General features: G+C 46.5%; 13 protein-coding genes. 4 read left to right on the top strand and 9 right to left on the bottom strand.

Features of this window, described 5'->3' with window-relative positions:
* Window positions 1-92 precede the first annotated feature (92 nt).
* The 5 genes from HQM11_03625 to HQM11_03605 form a co-directional block, all read right to left on the bottom strand.
* Window positions 93-872 (bottom strand): PhzF family phenazine biosynthesis protein, encoded by a 780-nt coding sequence (locus HQM11_03625; GenBank protein ID MBF0350090.1) that lies wholly within the window; start codon window positions 870-872, stop codon window positions 93-95.
* A gap of 30 nt (window positions 873-902) precedes the next feature.
* Window positions 903-1,982: a CofH family radical SAM protein gene (locus HQM11_03620; GenBank protein MBF0350089.1), complete on the bottom strand. Its 1,080-nt coding sequence runs from the start codon at window positions 1,980-1,982 to the stop codon at window positions 903-905.
* A gap of 22 nt (window positions 1,983-2,004) precedes the next feature.
* The gene (mnmG, locus tag HQM11_03615) at window positions 2,005-3,897 is read right to left on the bottom strand and encodes a tRNA uridine-5-carboxymethylaminomethyl(34) synthesis enzyme MnmG (GenBank protein MBF0350088.1); all 1,893 of its coding nucleotides are present in this window, start codon (window positions 3,895-3,897) and stop codon (window positions 2,005-2,007) included.
* A 207-nt stretch (window positions 3,898-4,104) separates the two neighbouring features.
* The gene (locus HQM11_03610; GenBank protein ID MBF0350087.1) at window positions 4,105-5,214 is read right to left on the bottom strand and encodes an alpha/beta fold hydrolase; all 1,110 of its coding nucleotides are present in this window, start codon (window positions 5,212-5,214) and stop codon (window positions 4,105-4,107) included.
* A 147-nt stretch (window positions 5,215-5,361) separates the two neighbouring features.
* On the bottom strand, window positions 5,362-5,670 hold the full coding sequence (locus tag HQM11_03605; protein ID MBF0350086.1) for a DUF1640 domain-containing protein: 309 nt from the start codon (window positions 5,668-5,670) through the stop codon (window positions 5,362-5,364).
* 234 nt (window positions 5,671-5,904) lie between these two features.
* On the opposite strand from HQM11_03605, the gene HQM11_03600 reads away from it, so the two are divergent.
* Together HQM11_03600 and HQM11_03595 are read left to right on the top strand one after the other, a co-directional pair.
* Window positions 5,905-6,336 (top strand): hypothetical protein, encoded by a 432-nt coding sequence (locus HQM11_03600; protein ID MBF0350085.1) that lies wholly within the window; start codon window positions 5,905-5,907, stop codon window positions 6,334-6,336.
* A 484-nt stretch (window positions 6,337-6,820) separates the two neighbouring features.
* Window positions 6,821-9,631, top strand: a complete 2,811-nt coding sequence (locus HQM11_03595; protein ID MBF0350084.1) for an Hpt domain-containing protein — start codon at window positions 6,821-6,823, stop codon at window positions 9,629-9,631.
* A 56-nt stretch (window positions 9,632-9,687) separates the two neighbouring features.
* On the opposite strand, the gene HQM11_03590 is transcribed toward HQM11_03595, so the two are convergent.
* The 4 genes from HQM11_03590 to HQM11_03575 all read right to left on the bottom strand — a co-directional run bounded on the left by HQM11_03590 (window position 9,688) and on the right by HQM11_03575 (window position 13,986).
* Window positions 9,688-11,970 carry a diguanylate cyclase gene (locus tag HQM11_03590; GenBank protein ID MBF0350083.1) on the bottom strand — a complete coding sequence of 761 codons (2,283 nt, stop codon included), beginning with the start codon at window positions 11,968-11,970 and terminating at the stop codon, window positions 9,688-9,690.
* A gap of 122 nt (window positions 11,971-12,092) precedes the next feature.
* Window positions 12,093-12,485: a hypothetical protein gene (locus HQM11_03585; GenBank protein ID MBF0350082.1), complete on the bottom strand. Its 393-nt coding sequence runs from the start codon at window positions 12,483-12,485 to the stop codon at window positions 12,093-12,095.
* A gap of 142 nt (window positions 12,486-12,627) precedes the next feature.
* Window positions 12,628-13,401 carry a ribonuclease Z gene (locus HQM11_03580; GenBank protein MBF0350081.1) on the bottom strand — a complete coding sequence of 258 codons (774 nt, stop codon included), beginning with the start codon at window positions 13,399-13,401 and terminating at the stop codon, window positions 12,628-12,630.
* Between the two features lie 129 nt (window positions 13,402-13,530).
* Entirely contained in the window at window positions 13,531-13,986 is a 456-nt protein-coding gene (locus tag HQM11_03575; GenBank protein ID MBF0350080.1) for a hypothetical protein, read from the bottom strand.
* A gap of 103 nt (window positions 13,987-14,089) precedes the next feature.
* On the opposite strand from HQM11_03575, the gene HQM11_03570 reads away from it, so the two are divergent.
* Together HQM11_03570 and HQM11_03565 are read left to right on the top strand one after the other, a co-directional pair.
* Window positions 14,090-14,557 carry a hypothetical protein gene (locus HQM11_03570; protein MBF0350079.1) on the top strand — a complete coding sequence of 156 codons (468 nt, stop codon included), beginning with the start codon at window positions 14,090-14,092 and terminating at the stop codon, window positions 14,555-14,557.
* A 14-nt stretch (window positions 14,558-14,571) separates the two neighbouring features.
* The gene (locus HQM11_03565) at window positions 14,572-16,008 is read left to right on the top strand and encodes a dihydrolipoyl dehydrogenase (GenBank protein MBF0350078.1); all 1,437 of its coding nucleotides are present in this window, start codon (window positions 14,572-14,574) and stop codon (window positions 16,006-16,008) included.
* The last annotated feature ends 114 nt before the right edge of the window (window positions 16,009-16,122 follow it).

Raw genomic sequence — 16,122 nt, 5'->3', positions numbered from 1 at the left:
CGGTTTGCCAAAAATGACTATTTTTGTTGCAGAACCCATAATTTAGTTGCTGTCGCTTGATTATGTTGTAAGTATATCCAGAATCGTGGATTTCAGATACTCAGTGTGCCTTCCAGATATTTCACAGCCTGTCCAGAAATCAAAACACGATCACCATGATCTTCACAAAACAACTCGCCACGACGGTCGGATATCTGAATGGCCTTCAAACGGGTTTTGCCCAGTTTTTTGCTCCAGTATGGTGCCAGGGTGCAATGTGCTGAGCCTGTGACCGGGTCTTCAGGAATGCCATATTTGGGTGCAAAGAACCTCGATACAAAATCACAATCTGTCCCGGGTGCGGAGACAATCACACCACGCAAATCAACCTGGCGCAAGAGTTCCATATCGGGTTCAAAATCAGCCAGTTCTGCCTCGCTGGAAAAAACCAGCAGATAATCGTCAGCTTTCAAAATTTCGAGCGGTGTCACACCAAACGCCTTGATCAATGGTTCCACAGGATGACACGGCACTGGTGGCAACGAAGGAAAATCCATCACGATGAGTCCATTCTGACGCACAACTTTCAGTTTGCCGCTACGGGAATTAAAAATGATTTCGGATTTTTGCAGTTGGAGTTCATTAAAAATCACATACGCAGAAGCCAGCGTCGCATGTCCGCACAGATCAACTTCTGTGACCGGCGTGAACCAGCGAATGTGATATTCATCACCCTGCCGAATAAAAAACGCGGTTTCGGAAAGATTGTTTTCCGCGGCAATTGATTGAAGAATTTCATCCTCCAGCCATTGCTCCAAAGGGCATACCGCCGCAGGATTTCCAGAAAACAAACGGCTGGTAAAGGCACCAATCTGATAGAGAGAAATTTTCATGCGACCTTATGGAAAATTTTAGAGAAACGTTCAAACACCCGCAGGAGATGGTGTTTGGGTCAAGAAAGTACCTTGTATTTGATAGTTGAAATCTCGCCGTTGTGGAATAAAACCCGCTTCACGCAAGTATTGATGCACTTCTGTTTCAGATCTCAAACCATAGGATTTCAAAACATTTTCTTCCAATACCGCGGAACTGACATCATTTGCGCCCATTCGCAAACCAATTTTGCTTAAATCTTTGCCAAGCACCATCACACTGATTTCAATGTTGTCGATATTGTCCAGATACAACCGGGAAAACGCCAGAATCTTTAAAAATTCATCCGGGCGCATTTTAGTAGCTTTGAAGCGTTTGGTCTGTTGCTGATACAACCAAGGAATGAAGGCATGAAACCCGCCGGTGTGATCCTGAATGGTTCTCACCGCATCCAGATGTTGAACCACTTCTTCCAGCGTTTCGCCACCGCCAACCACCATCGTGGCAGTGCCATGCAAGCCGTGACGATGACATTGTTCCATGATCGAACACCATTCCGCCACAGTGCATTTTTCAGGACTCAACAACTGTCTCATCCGTTCCACCAGCAATTCAGCCCCTGCCCCCGGCACAGAATCCAATCCTGCCTGTTTCAGGTGACGCAACAGATCATCAATGCTCAGTCCACTGATTTTGCTCAGCCATAATATTTCCACCGGAGAAAACGCTCTGATATGGATGCCATAAGTCTGTTTCACATGAGACAGGATGTCTGTGTAATATTCTAACGGCAGCTCGGGGTGGACACCGCCCTGAAAAAACAACTGGTCAGCCCCTTGCGCCAGTGCTTCTTCCACTTTTTTTGAAACAGTGTCTTTGTCCAAAACATACACATTGGGATTCTTCAGATCTCGTTGAAAACTGCAAAATTTGCAGTCAATCACGCATGCATTGGTGTAATTCACCACACGGAACATGGTGTAGGACGTGGTTTGATCTCCGTGTTTCTGACAACGAAATTCCCAGGACGCTTTGGCAATATCCAGCCAGTTAAATTTTGTCAGAACTTCAAGACCTTCTTCAACGGACAGCCTTCCGCCATCCAGAACTTTTTTTAAATACGCATGCATGTCATTCCCGGGGAAAAAATATTCAGGAAGCCTTCGCCTGAACAGATGGATGGTTTTTCAAAAAAATTCGTAGCACATTCACCGCGGCCGGAGTGATGCCGCTGATACGACTGGCCTGCCCCAGATTCGCTGGACGGAAATGTTTCAGTTTCTCAATCACTTCGCGCGATAATCCGGAAATGCTACCATAATTGAGTTCAAGAGGAATCCGGATTTTTTCCAGTTCATCAAACTGCTTGAGTTCTTGCTGTTGCCGATTCAGATAACCGTCATACTTGATGGTTATTTCCACCTGACTCAGGACTTCTGGCGCAAAATCATCCCAGGGAATCATGGTTTCCATGAAATTCAATGTTTTCAGACTTTGCAGAGTGAAACCGGGACGTCTGAGCAGATCAGCCAGAGATGCGGTTGTTTTGAGCGGTGTCTCACCAAACGCGATCAATTCGTCATTGATTTCACTTCGAGGGGTGATTCGACTGGTTTCAAAAGTATTGAGCAGACTATGGATATGCTTCTGTTTTTCCTGAACCCGCAGATAATATTCTTCTGGCAACAATCCCAGGCGCCAGCCTTTTTCACTCAAACGCTGATCGGCATTGTCTTCTCTCAGGTGCAGACGGTATTCTGCCCGAGAGGTGAACATCCGGTATGGTTCGCTTGTTCCTTTGGTGATCAGATCATCAATCAGCACACCGATATAGGCTTCATTTCGTTTGAGGATAAACGGCGGTTTTTTCTGGGCTTTCAGGGCCGCGTTGATTCCGGCCATCAGTCCTTGCGCGGCGGCTTCCTCATAGCCGGTGGTGCCATTGATCTGTCCTGCCAGAAACAGATTTTCCACATCCTTGAGTTCCAGGGTTGGTAACAACTGGGTCGGGTCCACAAAATCATATTCAATCGCGTATCCCGCACGGATGATTTCCACGTTATGCAGTCCGGGAATGGTTCGCAGAAATTTTAACTGCACATCAGCGGGCATGCTTGTGGAAAGTCCATTGGGATAAATTTCCAGACTCTCAAGTCCCGTTGGCTCGAGAAAAATCTGGTGCCGGTTTTTATCAGCAAACTTCACAATTTTATCTTCAATCGAAGGACAATACCGGGGGCCAATGCCCTTGATCGCTCCACTGTAAAGTGCGGATTGCTGTAAATTATCCTGAATCACGCGATGAGTGTCTTCATTCGTATACGTCACATAGCATGGAACCTGAGGCAATCGAACGACTGAATCCCGAAATGAAAATTTCTGAATGGGATCATCCCCCCATTGCTCGGCTGTCTGGTCCCAATCAATCGTTCGTTTGTCCAGACGTGCGGGAGTTCCGGTTTTCAAGCGGCCCATTTTCAGTCCGAGGGAGTGCATCGAATGCGTGATTTTTTTGGCTGGAGGCTCATTGATCCTGCCGGCTTCCACCCGTTCAGTCCCTCGATGGATCAAGCCATTGAGAAACGTGCCGGTCGTCATGATGATGGCGGCACCCAGATATTCTGCACCGGCGGCGGTTCTTACGCCGATAACACGCTGTCCTTCAAACAGCAGATCATCCGCCAGACCTTCCGCCAAAGTCAAACAGGACTGTGCTTCCAGAACCTGCCGGATTCTGATTTTGTATTCATACATTTCCGATTGACAGCGGGAACCCCTGGTCGCAGGCCCTTTGGAACTGTTGAGAACCCGAAACTGAATGCCTGTTTCATCGGCGGCCATACCCATTTCACCACCAAGAGCGTCAATTTCTTTAACCAGATGGCCTTTTCCCACACCACCAATGGCCGGGTTGCAGGACATTTGCGCGATGGTATCTTTGGACATGGACAGCAACAGGGTTTCTACGCCCATCCGTGACGCGGCCAATGCCGCCTCATATCCTGCGTGTCCACCGCCAATCACAATCACATCATAGTTTTTCATAGTTTTTCCTCAGTCGAGAGCGTTTATTTGAAGTGGGCCACACTCTAACAGAATCATTCAGGTTTGTCCATGTTCACCATTATTTGAGTTTTTGATATTCCATACTCCTGTTAAATCGTGAGTTCAGCCTCGGGGCATGATGCAATGTCGTCAGTTTAAGCAATTACCACCGAGAAAATCCCCCTTTTCAAAGGGGGCATGGGGGATTTAACGATCAGAATTACATCCCCCAACCCCCTTAAACCAAGGGGGAATTGATACACAGTACCATTCAGAATGCTTAAGTTGATGACATTGTGCATGGTGCCGTTGCAACCAGCGAAGAAGCAAGCCATCCATCCAGCGGAATCCGGAATCATGACCGGAACGCCCCACAAAGCCGACATGACCGCCATGTTTGGTCAGCACCAGATCCAGGCCGGGGATGTCCAGATATTCAAGCATGCTTTCACCATGAATGACCGGATCATCCATGGAACACAAGATCAACGTGGGCACCCGTATTTTTTCCAGTAGAGGTCCGGAACTGGAACGCTGATAATAATCCAGGGCATCGTGAAATCCGTTACGAGGTGCAGTGTAACGGTCGTCAAAGGTATAAACGGTGAGATAGGAAGGCAACTCCGTTTTTGGCAGGTCAGGAAAACACTGCTGAAGTTGATGGACATGTTCACGGAGTTCAGCGACAAAATGCTGATCAAACAACTGATTGCGAGGTTCTCTCAGAATTTCACAACTGAGGGCCAGATTCACCGGAGGCGACACAGCCATCAGACTATCCATATTGCCGGATGGCGAATCACCATCTTCACCGGCCATTTTCAATGAAAGATTGCCTCCCAGAGAAAAACCGATCAGGGTGGTTGGTGAATCAGGAAACATCCCGGCCAGCCAGTTTAATACGGCACGGCTGTCTTCACTGCGTCCGCTGTGATAAATGTTACGGGCCATTCCGGCGCCAGGACCGCATCCTCGAAGATTTACCCGGATAACCAGCCACCCTTCAGCCATGAACAAACGGCAAAGCCTGATCATGTAGCGTGATTGATAACAGCCTGTGAGTCCATGAATCAGAACCACAATCCGGTCGCCCTGTTGCCAGGATACGGGTCGGTTTTCCATGATCATGAGCCGATCGCCATCCGGTAATTCAAGTTCATGGGCGTTGTCATAAGGAATTTCGCTGAACTGGGGCCAATACCGTCCGGCCAATGTCTGTGACCAACCTGTCACAAAGGGCAGAACCGGAGAAAATTCAGGATATTGCAGTTTTTGAAGCAAGGCGGTTGTGTGTTTGGAATAATCAATAGATGACATGGAGATGAACATAAAGATGGATTAAACTTGCTCTGCATCGCCTTTTTTCAGGCTTAGGATATGAATTGGCGTTTCACCATAGAGGATGCACGAATCAAATTGAAAAGACTTTATCCGACAATAGTTGAGTGAATCTGTACAAGTGGTTCAAAGGAGCTTGACGAGTGCCGCGAGGATGCCGGTCTGTGCCAGCAGAAGCGTGACCATCCACTTGATCAGGTCAAATTTGGTTTGATGAATTTCATTCTGAAGTTCCTGTTTCGTTTGCTCAATCCTGAGTTCAAGACGATGTTCAGTTTGCTGTAGTTCCTGTTTGGTAGCGAGGTTTTCACAGGGGGATTCAAAGGATTTTTCCTGAGTTTCCCTAACCAGTTCCGTGACAATCTCAGCCTGGTCTTTGGTGAAACCGGATTTTTCCAGGCGGTGATAAAAAGACAGCGTATCAAAAACAAGCATGGGTCTCCTAGGGGCCAATATGAAATATACTCATGCTTTAACGCATACACGACAAAGTTGAAAGAGGAAACACGCCGATGAACAGTTCGGATTCCCGTGCCATGCTGACTTCCTGAATCCGCTTCTTTAAATCAGCAGGTCATTCATAACCTGTATGTTATCTTCATCAAAAGTGTGTAAGAGACAAAGTTATTGTCCCTTGACAATAATTGTTGCCATCTCATAAGGAGATATTTGGGAAAGAAATGCTCCAAATCCAAAAAAGGCACAGTGATGAAGATGAAAACGTTTATTGGATTAATTACGGCAAGTTTGCTCATATCTTTTTGCACCTGGATAGAGATAGATGCCAATGCCGCGGATGATCATGTGAGGTTTGAACATTTAACTCCTGAGGATGGACTGTCTGGAAAATTTATCCCCTCAATTTTACAAGACAAGCAGGGTTTTATCTGGTTTGCGTCGAATAGTGGATTGAATAAATACGATGGCAATGAATTCACGGTTTACGTCCATAATCCCGAAGACCTTCACAGTTTAAGTTATAGTGAAATTAATACACTATACGAAGATCATAAAGGGACTTTATGGGTTGGTACGACGAACGGACTGAACCGATTGGATCGCGCATCTGACAGATTTTCACGTTATACTTTGAACGGGTGAAAAATTCATTTTTTGTGTATTCTCGAAGAAGACAAAAATTACCTCACTTCTTCATCGAGAGTCTTATGATATCTATCGCATTCAGCAAAAAAGAAATTCAAGAACTTCAATGTGTGGTGTTGTGCCAAACTCTTTTTCCCTTCGGCTTCAGGCAGAAAACGATGGAATGTCCTGGGAGCCTTAAATGCTGTCAGTAAAAAAATGATTACGATTACTAATGACTCCTACATCAATTCTCAAAGTTTTTGTCAACTCTTGGATAAGATTGCTCAAACTTATGTGGATATTCCAATCACTTTATTTTTAAATAACGCTCGCTATCAAAAAAATGCATTTATTTTTTCAAAAACCTTTTCGGCTAAGCTCTAGATAATTTTCAACCACTAATTCGCATTGATACAGAAAATCAAACAGACTGTCGGGGGAGAAGTTTATGATTTTCAGGAAATGTTCACTTCAATTTTTTGTTTGGGGATGTTGTTGTTTGTACATCTCTTTTTCCACCTTCTCCGCTCAGGCCCAATACCAACCGGAAGCGGTGGCTGGAGTTCTGGATCTCCGTGGATGGGACTTTGAGCGACAGCGCGTTGTCAAGCTGAATGGTCAATGGGAACTGTTCTGGAATCAGCGACTCGGACATGATGAGAGCCACAGGGAAATGCCCCTGAGAACAGGTTTCTTCAGGGTACCCGGCTCCTGGAACAAATATGTTCTGGAGTCCGGTCAGGCCATTGGTTCCGAGGGCCTGGGAACCTTCCGTCTGCAAGTTCTGCTTCCTGCCGGAAGTGAACGAATGGCGTTCAAGATTCCTGACCAGGGAACCGCGTATGAGTTATGGATGAATGGACAGCGGATCGCTTCTGCCGGAACAGTGGGAACCTCCAGGCAAAATGCCTCGCCCCAGTTTTACCCACAGATTTTCACTTTCACGCCGCGGAGCCAGATACTGGAATTGGTGCTGGTCATCTCCAATTATCACACCCAGGCAGGCGGACCATGGTATTCCATTCTGCTTGGAAGGGACGATCAGATCCAGACAATCCACAAAAAAGGAATTGCTGTCGATCTGTTTCTGGTCGGAAGTCTTCTGATCATGGGAATGTATCATCTGGGGCTGTTTTCCCTGCGTCCCAAGGATCGCTCCACACTGTATTTTGGCATCTTCTGCATCCTGATCGCATGTAGAACCCTGGTGGTGGGAGAGCGGTTGTTTCAAACATCTTTGCCGTGGATGCCCTGGGAAGTGGGACGCAAGATGGAATATTTGTCGTTTTATATCAGTGGCCCCATGATCACCCTGTTCATGGCTCAATTGTTTCCTCATGAATTCAATAAAAAAATCGATTCCTTACTGGTCGGCATTGCCACGGTGTTTGTTCTGATTGTACTGCTGACATTCAGTCATATCTACACCTACACCCTGTTTTATTACCAGGTTTTCTCCCTGTTCTGGGTCGTGTATTCCTTCCAGGCCATTTCCCGGGCCGTCATCCATAAACGGGAGGGATCCCTGGTGTTCATTTTCGGTTGGTTCCTTCTGGCAGGAGGAATCACCAATGACATTCTGACCTCCATGGAACTCCTCCAGACCCCGCTTCTGATGTCATTTGCCCTGTTCGGTTTCATATTTATTCAAGCCTTTCTGCTTTCCATCCGGTTTTCCAAAGCGTTCCTGACATCGGAACGTCTGCTGGTCGAAAATCAGCGTCTGGTCAGGGATCTCCAGAAACTGAATGAACATCTTGAAGAAATGGTGGACCAGCGCACCGAACAACTACTTGGCAAAACACGGGATATTCAGACCATGCTGGAAAATCTCCCGGAAGGAATCCTGATGATTACCGATGATTATGAGATCCACCATGAATATTCCCAATATCTGGAAACCATTCTCGAAACCAGCGATCTGGCCTATGGAAATATTCGCACGATACTGTTCGAAAACTCCAGCCTGGGAGCCGATGATGTTCATCGTGTGGAAACCGCGATCATTGCCTGTCTTTGTGAAGATCTGAGAAATTATCATATCAATGAACATCTGTTTATCCATGAACTGTCCAAAACATTTCCCGGCAACAGGACCAAGCATCTGGAACTCACCTGGGCTCCCATCATCAATCAGGACGATGAAATCGACAAAATCCTGTTGAGCATACGGGATGTCACAATACTCCGGAGTTTGCAGAAACAGGCGGATCAACATCAGCGCGAATTGCAAATGATCGGACAGATCCTGGCGTTGCCCTTGCCGGATTTCCAGAATTTTCTGGTATCGTCCTTCTGGTTCCTGGAGGAAAACGAACAAATCATCCGTGCCAATGAATCGCCCTCCGCCGAACTGCTGGAAACCCTGTTCCGAAATATGCATACCATCAAGGGCAACGCCCGAACCTATGGCTTTGATCATGTGACTCACATGATTCATGAAACCGAACAGGAATACGATGAATTGCGCAAACATCCTGAACAGGAATGGAATCGGGAATCCTTGCTGGAAAAGATCCGGGTGGCGCATGGTCTGATTCAGGATTACGCCAGACTCAATGATGAAAAACTGGGTCGCAAATCCGGTGAGGATTCCGTGGAACTGATGGTCAGGGAACAGGATATCGCCAGAGTGAATCAGACCCTGGAAAACCTGGATCGCGGGAATCCGCAACAGGTTGAAACCGCTATTCGGTCGGTGCGCTCCTTTCTGTCCAGAATTATGGCGATTTCCCTGAAACGCATCCTGCAAAGCGGAATTCGATCCTTGGAATCATTGGCCAGGGAACTGGAAAAAGCGACACCGGATGTCGTGATTCTGGATCATGATCTGGTTTTGCGCAAGCAGGCCGGTGCATTGCTTCAGAATGTATTCATGCATCTGCTGAGAAACAGCATGGATCATGGAATTGAATCACCGGAGGAACGTACCGCGCTGGGAAAACCCAGGACTGGAACCATACGCATCGAAATGCGCCGGAACCAGGATCATCTGGAAATAGTCTGTCAGGATGATGGCCGGGGACTGGCATTGGAAAAAATATGGAACAAGGCCGTGGAAAATGGATTGGTTGTTTCGCATCAACAATTGTCGCTTCAGTCCGTGGCCGATCTGGTGTTTCTGTCCGGCCTCTCCACACAGAAAACGGTTACGGAAATTTCCGGCAGGGGCGTGGGGATGGATGCCGTCAGGAAATTTTTGAAGGAACATCACGGTGACATCAGGATTCAACTGTTGTCCGACACCCCCGCGCCTTATATTCCCTTCCAGTTTGTCCTATCGCTGCCGCTATCCTTTTGTGTTGACTGAAAACCGCCTCCGCAAGCCCCTCTTCCTCCGTTTGGGCTTAAAAAAAGACCGCCAAACTAACGATAACGGGAGCGTGTTGAATAAAACAGTTCCTTATCCTCATACATGCGAGCATCCGCGATTTTCATGATGTCCTCAGGAGGTGCCTCATCGGAAGAGGAGACACCGATACTCATGTGAATTGGAATCTCCTGTTCACGGTTTTCTTCATCATGAATCCGGAGGATATTTTTCAGTTCATGTTCCCGGATGCGTTGCAATAATACGTTGGCGCCATGATGGTTCGCGCCCAGGCAAAGCACCACAAATTCATCACCGCCCACTCTGGCCACCACTTCAGATTTTCTGCAAACCGATGAGAGCAGATTTGCCACCTGAATGATCATCTGATCGCCCGATTGATGGCCATATTGGTCATTGATTTCTTTGAGACCATTCACATCAATCATGAGAATTGAAAAACTCATTTCCGGAAATTTTTGAGCGGTACGGATGGCTTTGGACAATTCCCGGTCAAAATAGGCCCGGTTGAAGCTTCCGGTCAAACTGTCGGTGTTGGCCATTTTTTCGAGTCTTTTGGTCAACAGTTGATTTTGCGAAATGGCAGTGATCTGGTCGAGAAACAGCATGATTGTGTCCATGACATGTTTTCCCAGTTGTGTGCCTTCAATGATCATTTTTCCAATCACATTGTCATTGATGTCGATCATGGGAATGATGGTCAATTCTGAAAAAAAGTCCTTGTATGGCACCGTTCCGGTTTCAGTATTATCCTGTGATGCCGAGATAATGGATTGAATACAGTACTCAAACAGTTTTTCATTATTTCCGAGCAGTATTTCCTGCTTCTCGGGAGAAATACCCGCGAACACCGCACATTCAATCTGGCTTGAATTAACACCATCCAGAATAATACCGAAGCCAAGGTTTTCATACAGATGAGTCAGTCTGTTCAAAGTCTGGTGATACATATCCTCCAGCTTTTTTGCCTGGGCAATGGAGGCGCTGGTTTCAAGAAGTGAGCGGAAAATCTGGTTGGAATGTGACAATTTCTCATTGGAATTCTGCAATTCCAGGGTTCGTTCCTGCACGTTCATTTCAAGCGTTTCATTGGCGATTTTCTGGTTCAACACCATTTCCTGCTGAGCCTGCTCCTTTTCTCTGCGCATGAGATGGATCCGGTGAGCAAGTCCCAGTGACAACAAGACCACTTCAATCACTGACCCCACCTGTGGCGCGTATTCAGTCCACAAGGATGACGGAACATAGCCCATGACTTTCATCATATAAATGAAGGTTCCCAGAAGAAACATCACCCAGGCGATCAAAAAATAGCGGGCGGTTTCCAGATGTTGTTGCCAGCAACGGATCGCGGTGACGATTCCCAGGATCACAGCGACACTGACCAGCGCCACATTGTATTTGATGGTGACAGTGTAGCCCATCGTGGCCATCAACAGGAGTCCCAGCGCAAATAGCACTTGAAGTATCCTGAGAATTTTATGAATCACAGGCGTATAGAGCGACGTCATCAAAAAGTGCTGCAAAAAAGACAACCCGAAAATACCTGTGCCGATCATGAAAATTGGCAAACTGATGTTGTTCAGTAATGGAAAATCAGGCCAGAGATATTCAAACGCCAAACCATTCGCGCACATCAGACTGACCACCAGAAACAGAATATACATCACATAAAACAGATAGGCCTTGTCGCGGATGGCAAAAAACAGAAAAAGATTATACACGGCCATGACCACCATGATTCCATAATAAAACCCCAGCGCATACTGTTCCTTGTTCACTTTTTCAGTGAAGGCTTCCGGACTCCATAATTTGACAGGAATGGTCATGGCTCCGGCCGTCTGGACTCTGAGGTAATAGGCAATTTCTTCTCCGGTCTGTCCTTCGAGATGAAACAACAGAAATCGGTGTTCGATTTGCCTGTGCGAAAACGGCATCTGATCCCCTGTCTGAAATTTCTCAAAGGTTCCGTTGGTTTGCGGAACAAACAAATCCACATAATCCAGAAAGGGATAACTGATTTCGAGAACCAGACTCTGATTATGCTGAAACCTGACTTTGAAACGTAACCAGTAGGTGGCGTTGGTCAACCCAAGATTGGGCGATGACGTAAGGGCCGGCTTAAATTGCAAAAGACGATCAGGCTGGCTGACCTCCTGAATTGTCCAGGCACCCGCAGGATCTTCCATCAACTCCAGATAGTCACCAATGGATTGGTCAATAGCATCAGGGATATTCAAGGCAGGAGCCGCTGGCAAAAGCGGCGCAAAGACACACCACCACAGCAAGCATATTGAAATATAGACTGTTTTTATCATGGATTCTCATTACAAAGATATGCCAAACCAGCGAACGAAAGACTGGTGCTTCTTTATAACAAGTGTTTGCAGGATAAAAAAGGGGGGATTGCTCATGAAATGAAAAAAAATAAAAAAAGAACTCAATTGGTGTTCCTGGTTGTCATGACAAATTCTTCGAGTTGTTCGTCGACAAAACGCTGGCAGAGATCCCACGACATTTCATGATGTTTGAGTTTTTCATACAAATTAAACAGAATCTGGAGTTGCCATCGACTGTTGAGCGCATATTTTTCCTTGATATGGTCCGGCAGGAATTTATGCCGCAGCATGACCAGCGTATAGACGGTTTCCTCCAGCATTTCGCGGGAAAGAACATCCTGGTTGAGATCATTGATGAGATAACAGAAAATAAAAAAACCTTCCTCATCCAACTCATGAACCCATTTCCAGGAAGGCTCCTGAAATTGAGCCTGGGTTTTGAGTTCTTTTTTGGCAAGTTCGATCATTTCCCAAAAATCATGTTTGTCAGGCATGAGTTCGACTCAATTTGATTAATATTTTCAAGGTAACGGTGCAGTGTAGGTTAAAGTGAACGATTTTTCAATCGTTCTGTCAATGAAGATTAATTATTGAGGCAAATATATGAGACAAAGGCAGGAAAGAATCAGGTTTTTTCTACAAGTCAAACGTCTGTAGCTGTGAAACAAAACCCGCAAACCCTTCATTTTCGGCTTCTGGGCGTGGTTCATCCCCATAATGATAAAGCCACATTTTTTTACGCATGTCGCCTGGAAGAGACCGTAACTGATTGTAGGACGTGTGAACACCGAGATCATTATTGCCTCCCATGTCAAACAACTGACAGTCATGAAAAATATAGGTGCAGCGATCTATGCATTTTTCCAGCAGGGGACGATCGAAGCGAGTGTCTGAGGTATAAAGAACATGTTTGTCACCCTCACGGAGTTCCACCGCATAACTTTCCATCAGTTTCACATGATTCGTTGGATGAAGGTACATTTCCAGAGGAGAGGAATCATCCAGTTTGATCCATTGACTATGTGGCAATGAACGAGGGGTAAAAAAATCTTCCATCACCTGGGGCGTCACGTCATCAGGCGTGAGTTCAATAAATTCCAGACCACCTTTGAGACTGTGATTCCAAAGTCGATGAAGGATCGAGGAGGTTCCCATCACCTGGACACTTTTTTTAAACACCAGACGGGTCATGAACGCAAATTCTTCCAGTCCACCAATATGATCCGCATGCAAATGAGTGATAAAAATATTGGAAATATCAGCAATAGATCTCCCGTGTTGAATCAGGGATGCCGAGGCTGTGTGACCACAGTCCACCAACATATTGATATTGCCACTTTCTACCAAAAGATTGCTGTTCGCGTTGATCTTTGAGAATGCGGAACCCACACCAAGAAAGGTAATTTTCATGGAACCTCATGTATCAGTCATGTTTCGAGATGAATATATGGACTGAGTGTTTGCAAAAATGTAGCCATCCCTGTCAAGTAATAAATTATTTTCTATTGTGAACGGGGTTCCTTTTAGAAAGACTGAATTTTAGTTTACAGTTTGCCCTTCAATGTCAACTACTTTTGAAAGGAACCGATAACGGTCTATGCCACAAAAGATCTGGGTAAGTAGCATGTAAGACGGATAACACAATATAAAAGTCCATGCAAAGAGGTATTTCCCAGAGAAAAATCGGTTTTTAGACCAATCAGGAATGCCATGGGGCAAGGGCACCGCGGAGCGACGGATATGAAACGTCAAATCCAGTCCATCGTCCTCAATCCATGCCGGCCAACCGGAAAGTAAATGAGGTGAGGCCAGTTTCCGATTGAAAGGTGCGGAAGATTTTGCTAAGTCACAAAATGAATCCAGCAATTCCCTTAAAAAAGATTCCTGTTCCCGTGTTTCAGGAATGGTCATTACCATTAAATTCGCAACATGCATGGGGCTTTCATGAGTTTCGATTTCCAGAAATGCCGCATCAATAACACTGAGTCGTTTCATCAGCCAATACAGTTGTTCAATCGTTGTTTATAAGAATAACCATTGAGACAGAGCTGTTTCTGTCTTACATATTCATTACATGACATTTCCGGGAGATTTTGCAATGCCCCCTCGCCATCTTTTTCAACAAATCAAATATTTGTTTGAATGTTTGATAGAATCAGCAGAACAGTCAGAACAGGTTAAAACTATTTTACCTGACATTGTGCTGTGGATTTACACAGCCATTGCCAAGGCCATCACGATTGACGGAATCATTGATGAAAAAGAACGTGAGTTCATTGAAGATGTCCTTCAGCCCTATTCCATGATTCACATGGATGCCTTTCGCAAATTTTCCAGAGATCTGCACAGTCCTGATATCTTTTTGAAAGAATTACCGGGATGCGATTATCTCAACAAGGATTTGAGAGAATTGATCCTAGAGGTGATCAGCGAGATCCTGGCGGTTGATGGTATTCTGGAAGATGAAGAACTTGAATATGTCACGGAACTGGTCGCCTTGATGGGACTGCCTGGATCCTATGTCGCCTGGGTCAATGAAAAACTTCAGGATAAAATCAATCGGTAACGCAAAGGAAACTCATGAAAGAATTGAATGTTGATGTCGCAATAATCGGTGCCGGAACCGCTGGTATGGGCGCTTACCGTGGAGCAAAACGTCATGCGAAAAAAGTGGTGTTGATTGAAGGGGGTGTGTATGGAACCACCTGCGCCCGGGTTGGCTGTATGCCAAGCAAACTGCTGATTTCAGCCGCGGAAGCAGTGCATGCCATTGAACAGGCTCCGGAATTCGGGATTTTCCCTGAAGGCAGAATCAGAATTGATGGTGCCAAAGTAATGCATCGGGTGAAATCGGAACGAGACCGCTTTGTGGGCTTTGTTCTGGAGTCTGTGGCAAATTTCCCGGTGGAAGACAAAATCGTAGGATATGCGACCTTTGTGGATGACCACACCCTCCAGGTGGAGGATCATACCCGGATCACAGCCAACGCCATTGTGATCGCCACCGGTTCCAGTCCGGTGATTCCGCCTGTGCTTCAAGGGCTGGGCGATCGGCTGATCATCAATGATGACGTTTTTGAATGGGACACTCTCCCTGAATCTGTCGCGGTCTTCGGCCCCGGTGTGATCGGACTCGAAATCGGCCAGGCTCTGCACCGGCTTGGCGTGCGAGTCAGCCTTCTCGGGCGTGGCGGCTTCATTGGGCCCTTCACTGATCCTGCGCTCAAGGAATATTCCACCCGATTGTTCCGCAATGAATTCTGTCTGATCACCGAGGCGAATCTGATCGCTATCGAACGACAGGGCAAGCGCGTGCGGATGGTGTATCAGGGCAAACACTGTGAAGAACGGGAAGAATATTTTGATTACATCCTGGCGGCAACTGGCCGCCAGCCCAATCTGGATCGGCTCCATCTGGAAAACACCACCCTCGAACTCAATTCAAGGAACGTTCCTGTCTATGACCATTTCACCATGCAATGCGGCAACAGTTCCATTTTTATAGCGGGGGATGCCAACCATGATCTTCCGCTGTTGCATGAAGCCGCGGATGAAGGCCGGATTGCCGGTGAAAACGCCGGAAAGTTCCCTGATATTCGCTCCGGACATCGCACCAGCCCCTTGGGGATTGTGTTTTGTGATCCACAGATTGCCACCGTGGGAATGCGTTATGATCAACTCCCCGGAGATTGTTTTGTGACCGGCATCGTTTCTTTTGAAGATCAGGGACGCAGTCGTGTGATGCTGAAAAACAAGGGGTTACTGCATCTGTATGCGGAACATGGAACAGGAATTTTCATGGGTGCTGAAATGATAGGCCCCCGTGCTGAAAACATAGGCCATCTGCTGGCATGGGCCCATCAGCAGAAACTCACCATTCCACAAATGCTGGATATGCCGTTTTACCATCCTGTTGTGGAAGAAGGCCTCCGGACCGCCTTGCGTGATGCCAACAGCAAACTCAAAATGGGCCCTGTTTCTGCCAAACGTTGTATTGATTGCGGCCCCGGCGCATGAATCCATCCTTCCGCCATTCCTGATGTACTGTTCAGGAATGGCCCCAAAGTTTTTCCGAACTTTTCCTAAAAAGCCTGTTGTGACCGCTGGGGTGGTGCCAACAGCGAATTTAAA

The sequence above is a fragment of the SAR324 cluster bacterium genome (genome assembly GCA_015232315.1).
GTDB lineage: Bacteria > SAR324 > SAR324 > SAR324 > NAC60-12 > JADFZZ01.
The sequence above is the reverse complement of the archived record's forward strand: the minus strand, read 5'-3'. Positions and strand labels throughout refer to the sequence as shown.

Excerpts from the sequence above, each read along its gene's own strand:
- HQM11_03585 (MBF0350082.1), bottom strand. The coding sequence starts at position 12,485 with ATGCCTGACAAACATGATTTTTGGGAAATGATCGAACTTGCCAAAAAA.
- mnmG (MBF0350088.1), bottom strand. The coding sequence starts at position 3,897 with ATGAAAAACTATGATGTGATTGTGATTGGCGGTGGACACGCAGGATAT.
- HQM11_03580 (MBF0350081.1), bottom strand. The coding sequence starts at position 13,401 with ATGAAAATTACCTTTCTTGGTGTGGGTTCCGCATTCTCAAAGATCAAC.
- HQM11_03625 (MBF0350090.1), bottom strand. The coding sequence starts at position 872 with ATGAAAATTTCTCTCTATCAGATTGGTGCCTTTACCAGCCGTTTGTTT.
- HQM11_03590 (MBF0350083.1), bottom strand. The coding sequence starts at position 11,970 with ATGATAAAAACAGTCTATATTTCAATATGCTTGCTGTGGTGGTGTGTC.
- HQM11_03565 (MBF0350078.1), top strand. The coding sequence starts at position 14,572 with ATGAAAGAATTGAATGTTGATGTCGCAATAATCGGTGCCGGAACCGCT.
- HQM11_03605 (MBF0350086.1), bottom strand. The coding sequence starts at position 5,670 with ATGCTTGTTTTTGATACGCTGTCTTTTTATCACCGCCTGGAAAAATCC.
- HQM11_03620 (MBF0350089.1), bottom strand. The coding sequence starts at position 1,982 with ATGCATGCGTATTTAAAAAAAGTTCTGGATGGCGGAAGGCTGTCCGTT.
- HQM11_03575 (MBF0350080.1), bottom strand. The coding sequence starts at position 13,986 with ATGAAACGACTCAGTGTTATTGATGCGGCATTTCTGGAAATCGAAACT.
- HQM11_03570 (MBF0350079.1), top strand. The coding sequence starts at position 14,090 with ATGCCCCCTCGCCATCTTTTTCAACAAATCAAATATTTGTTTGAATGT.
- HQM11_03610 (MBF0350087.1), bottom strand. The coding sequence starts at position 5,214 with ATGTCATCTATTGATTATTCCAAACACACAACCGCCTTGCTTCAAAAA.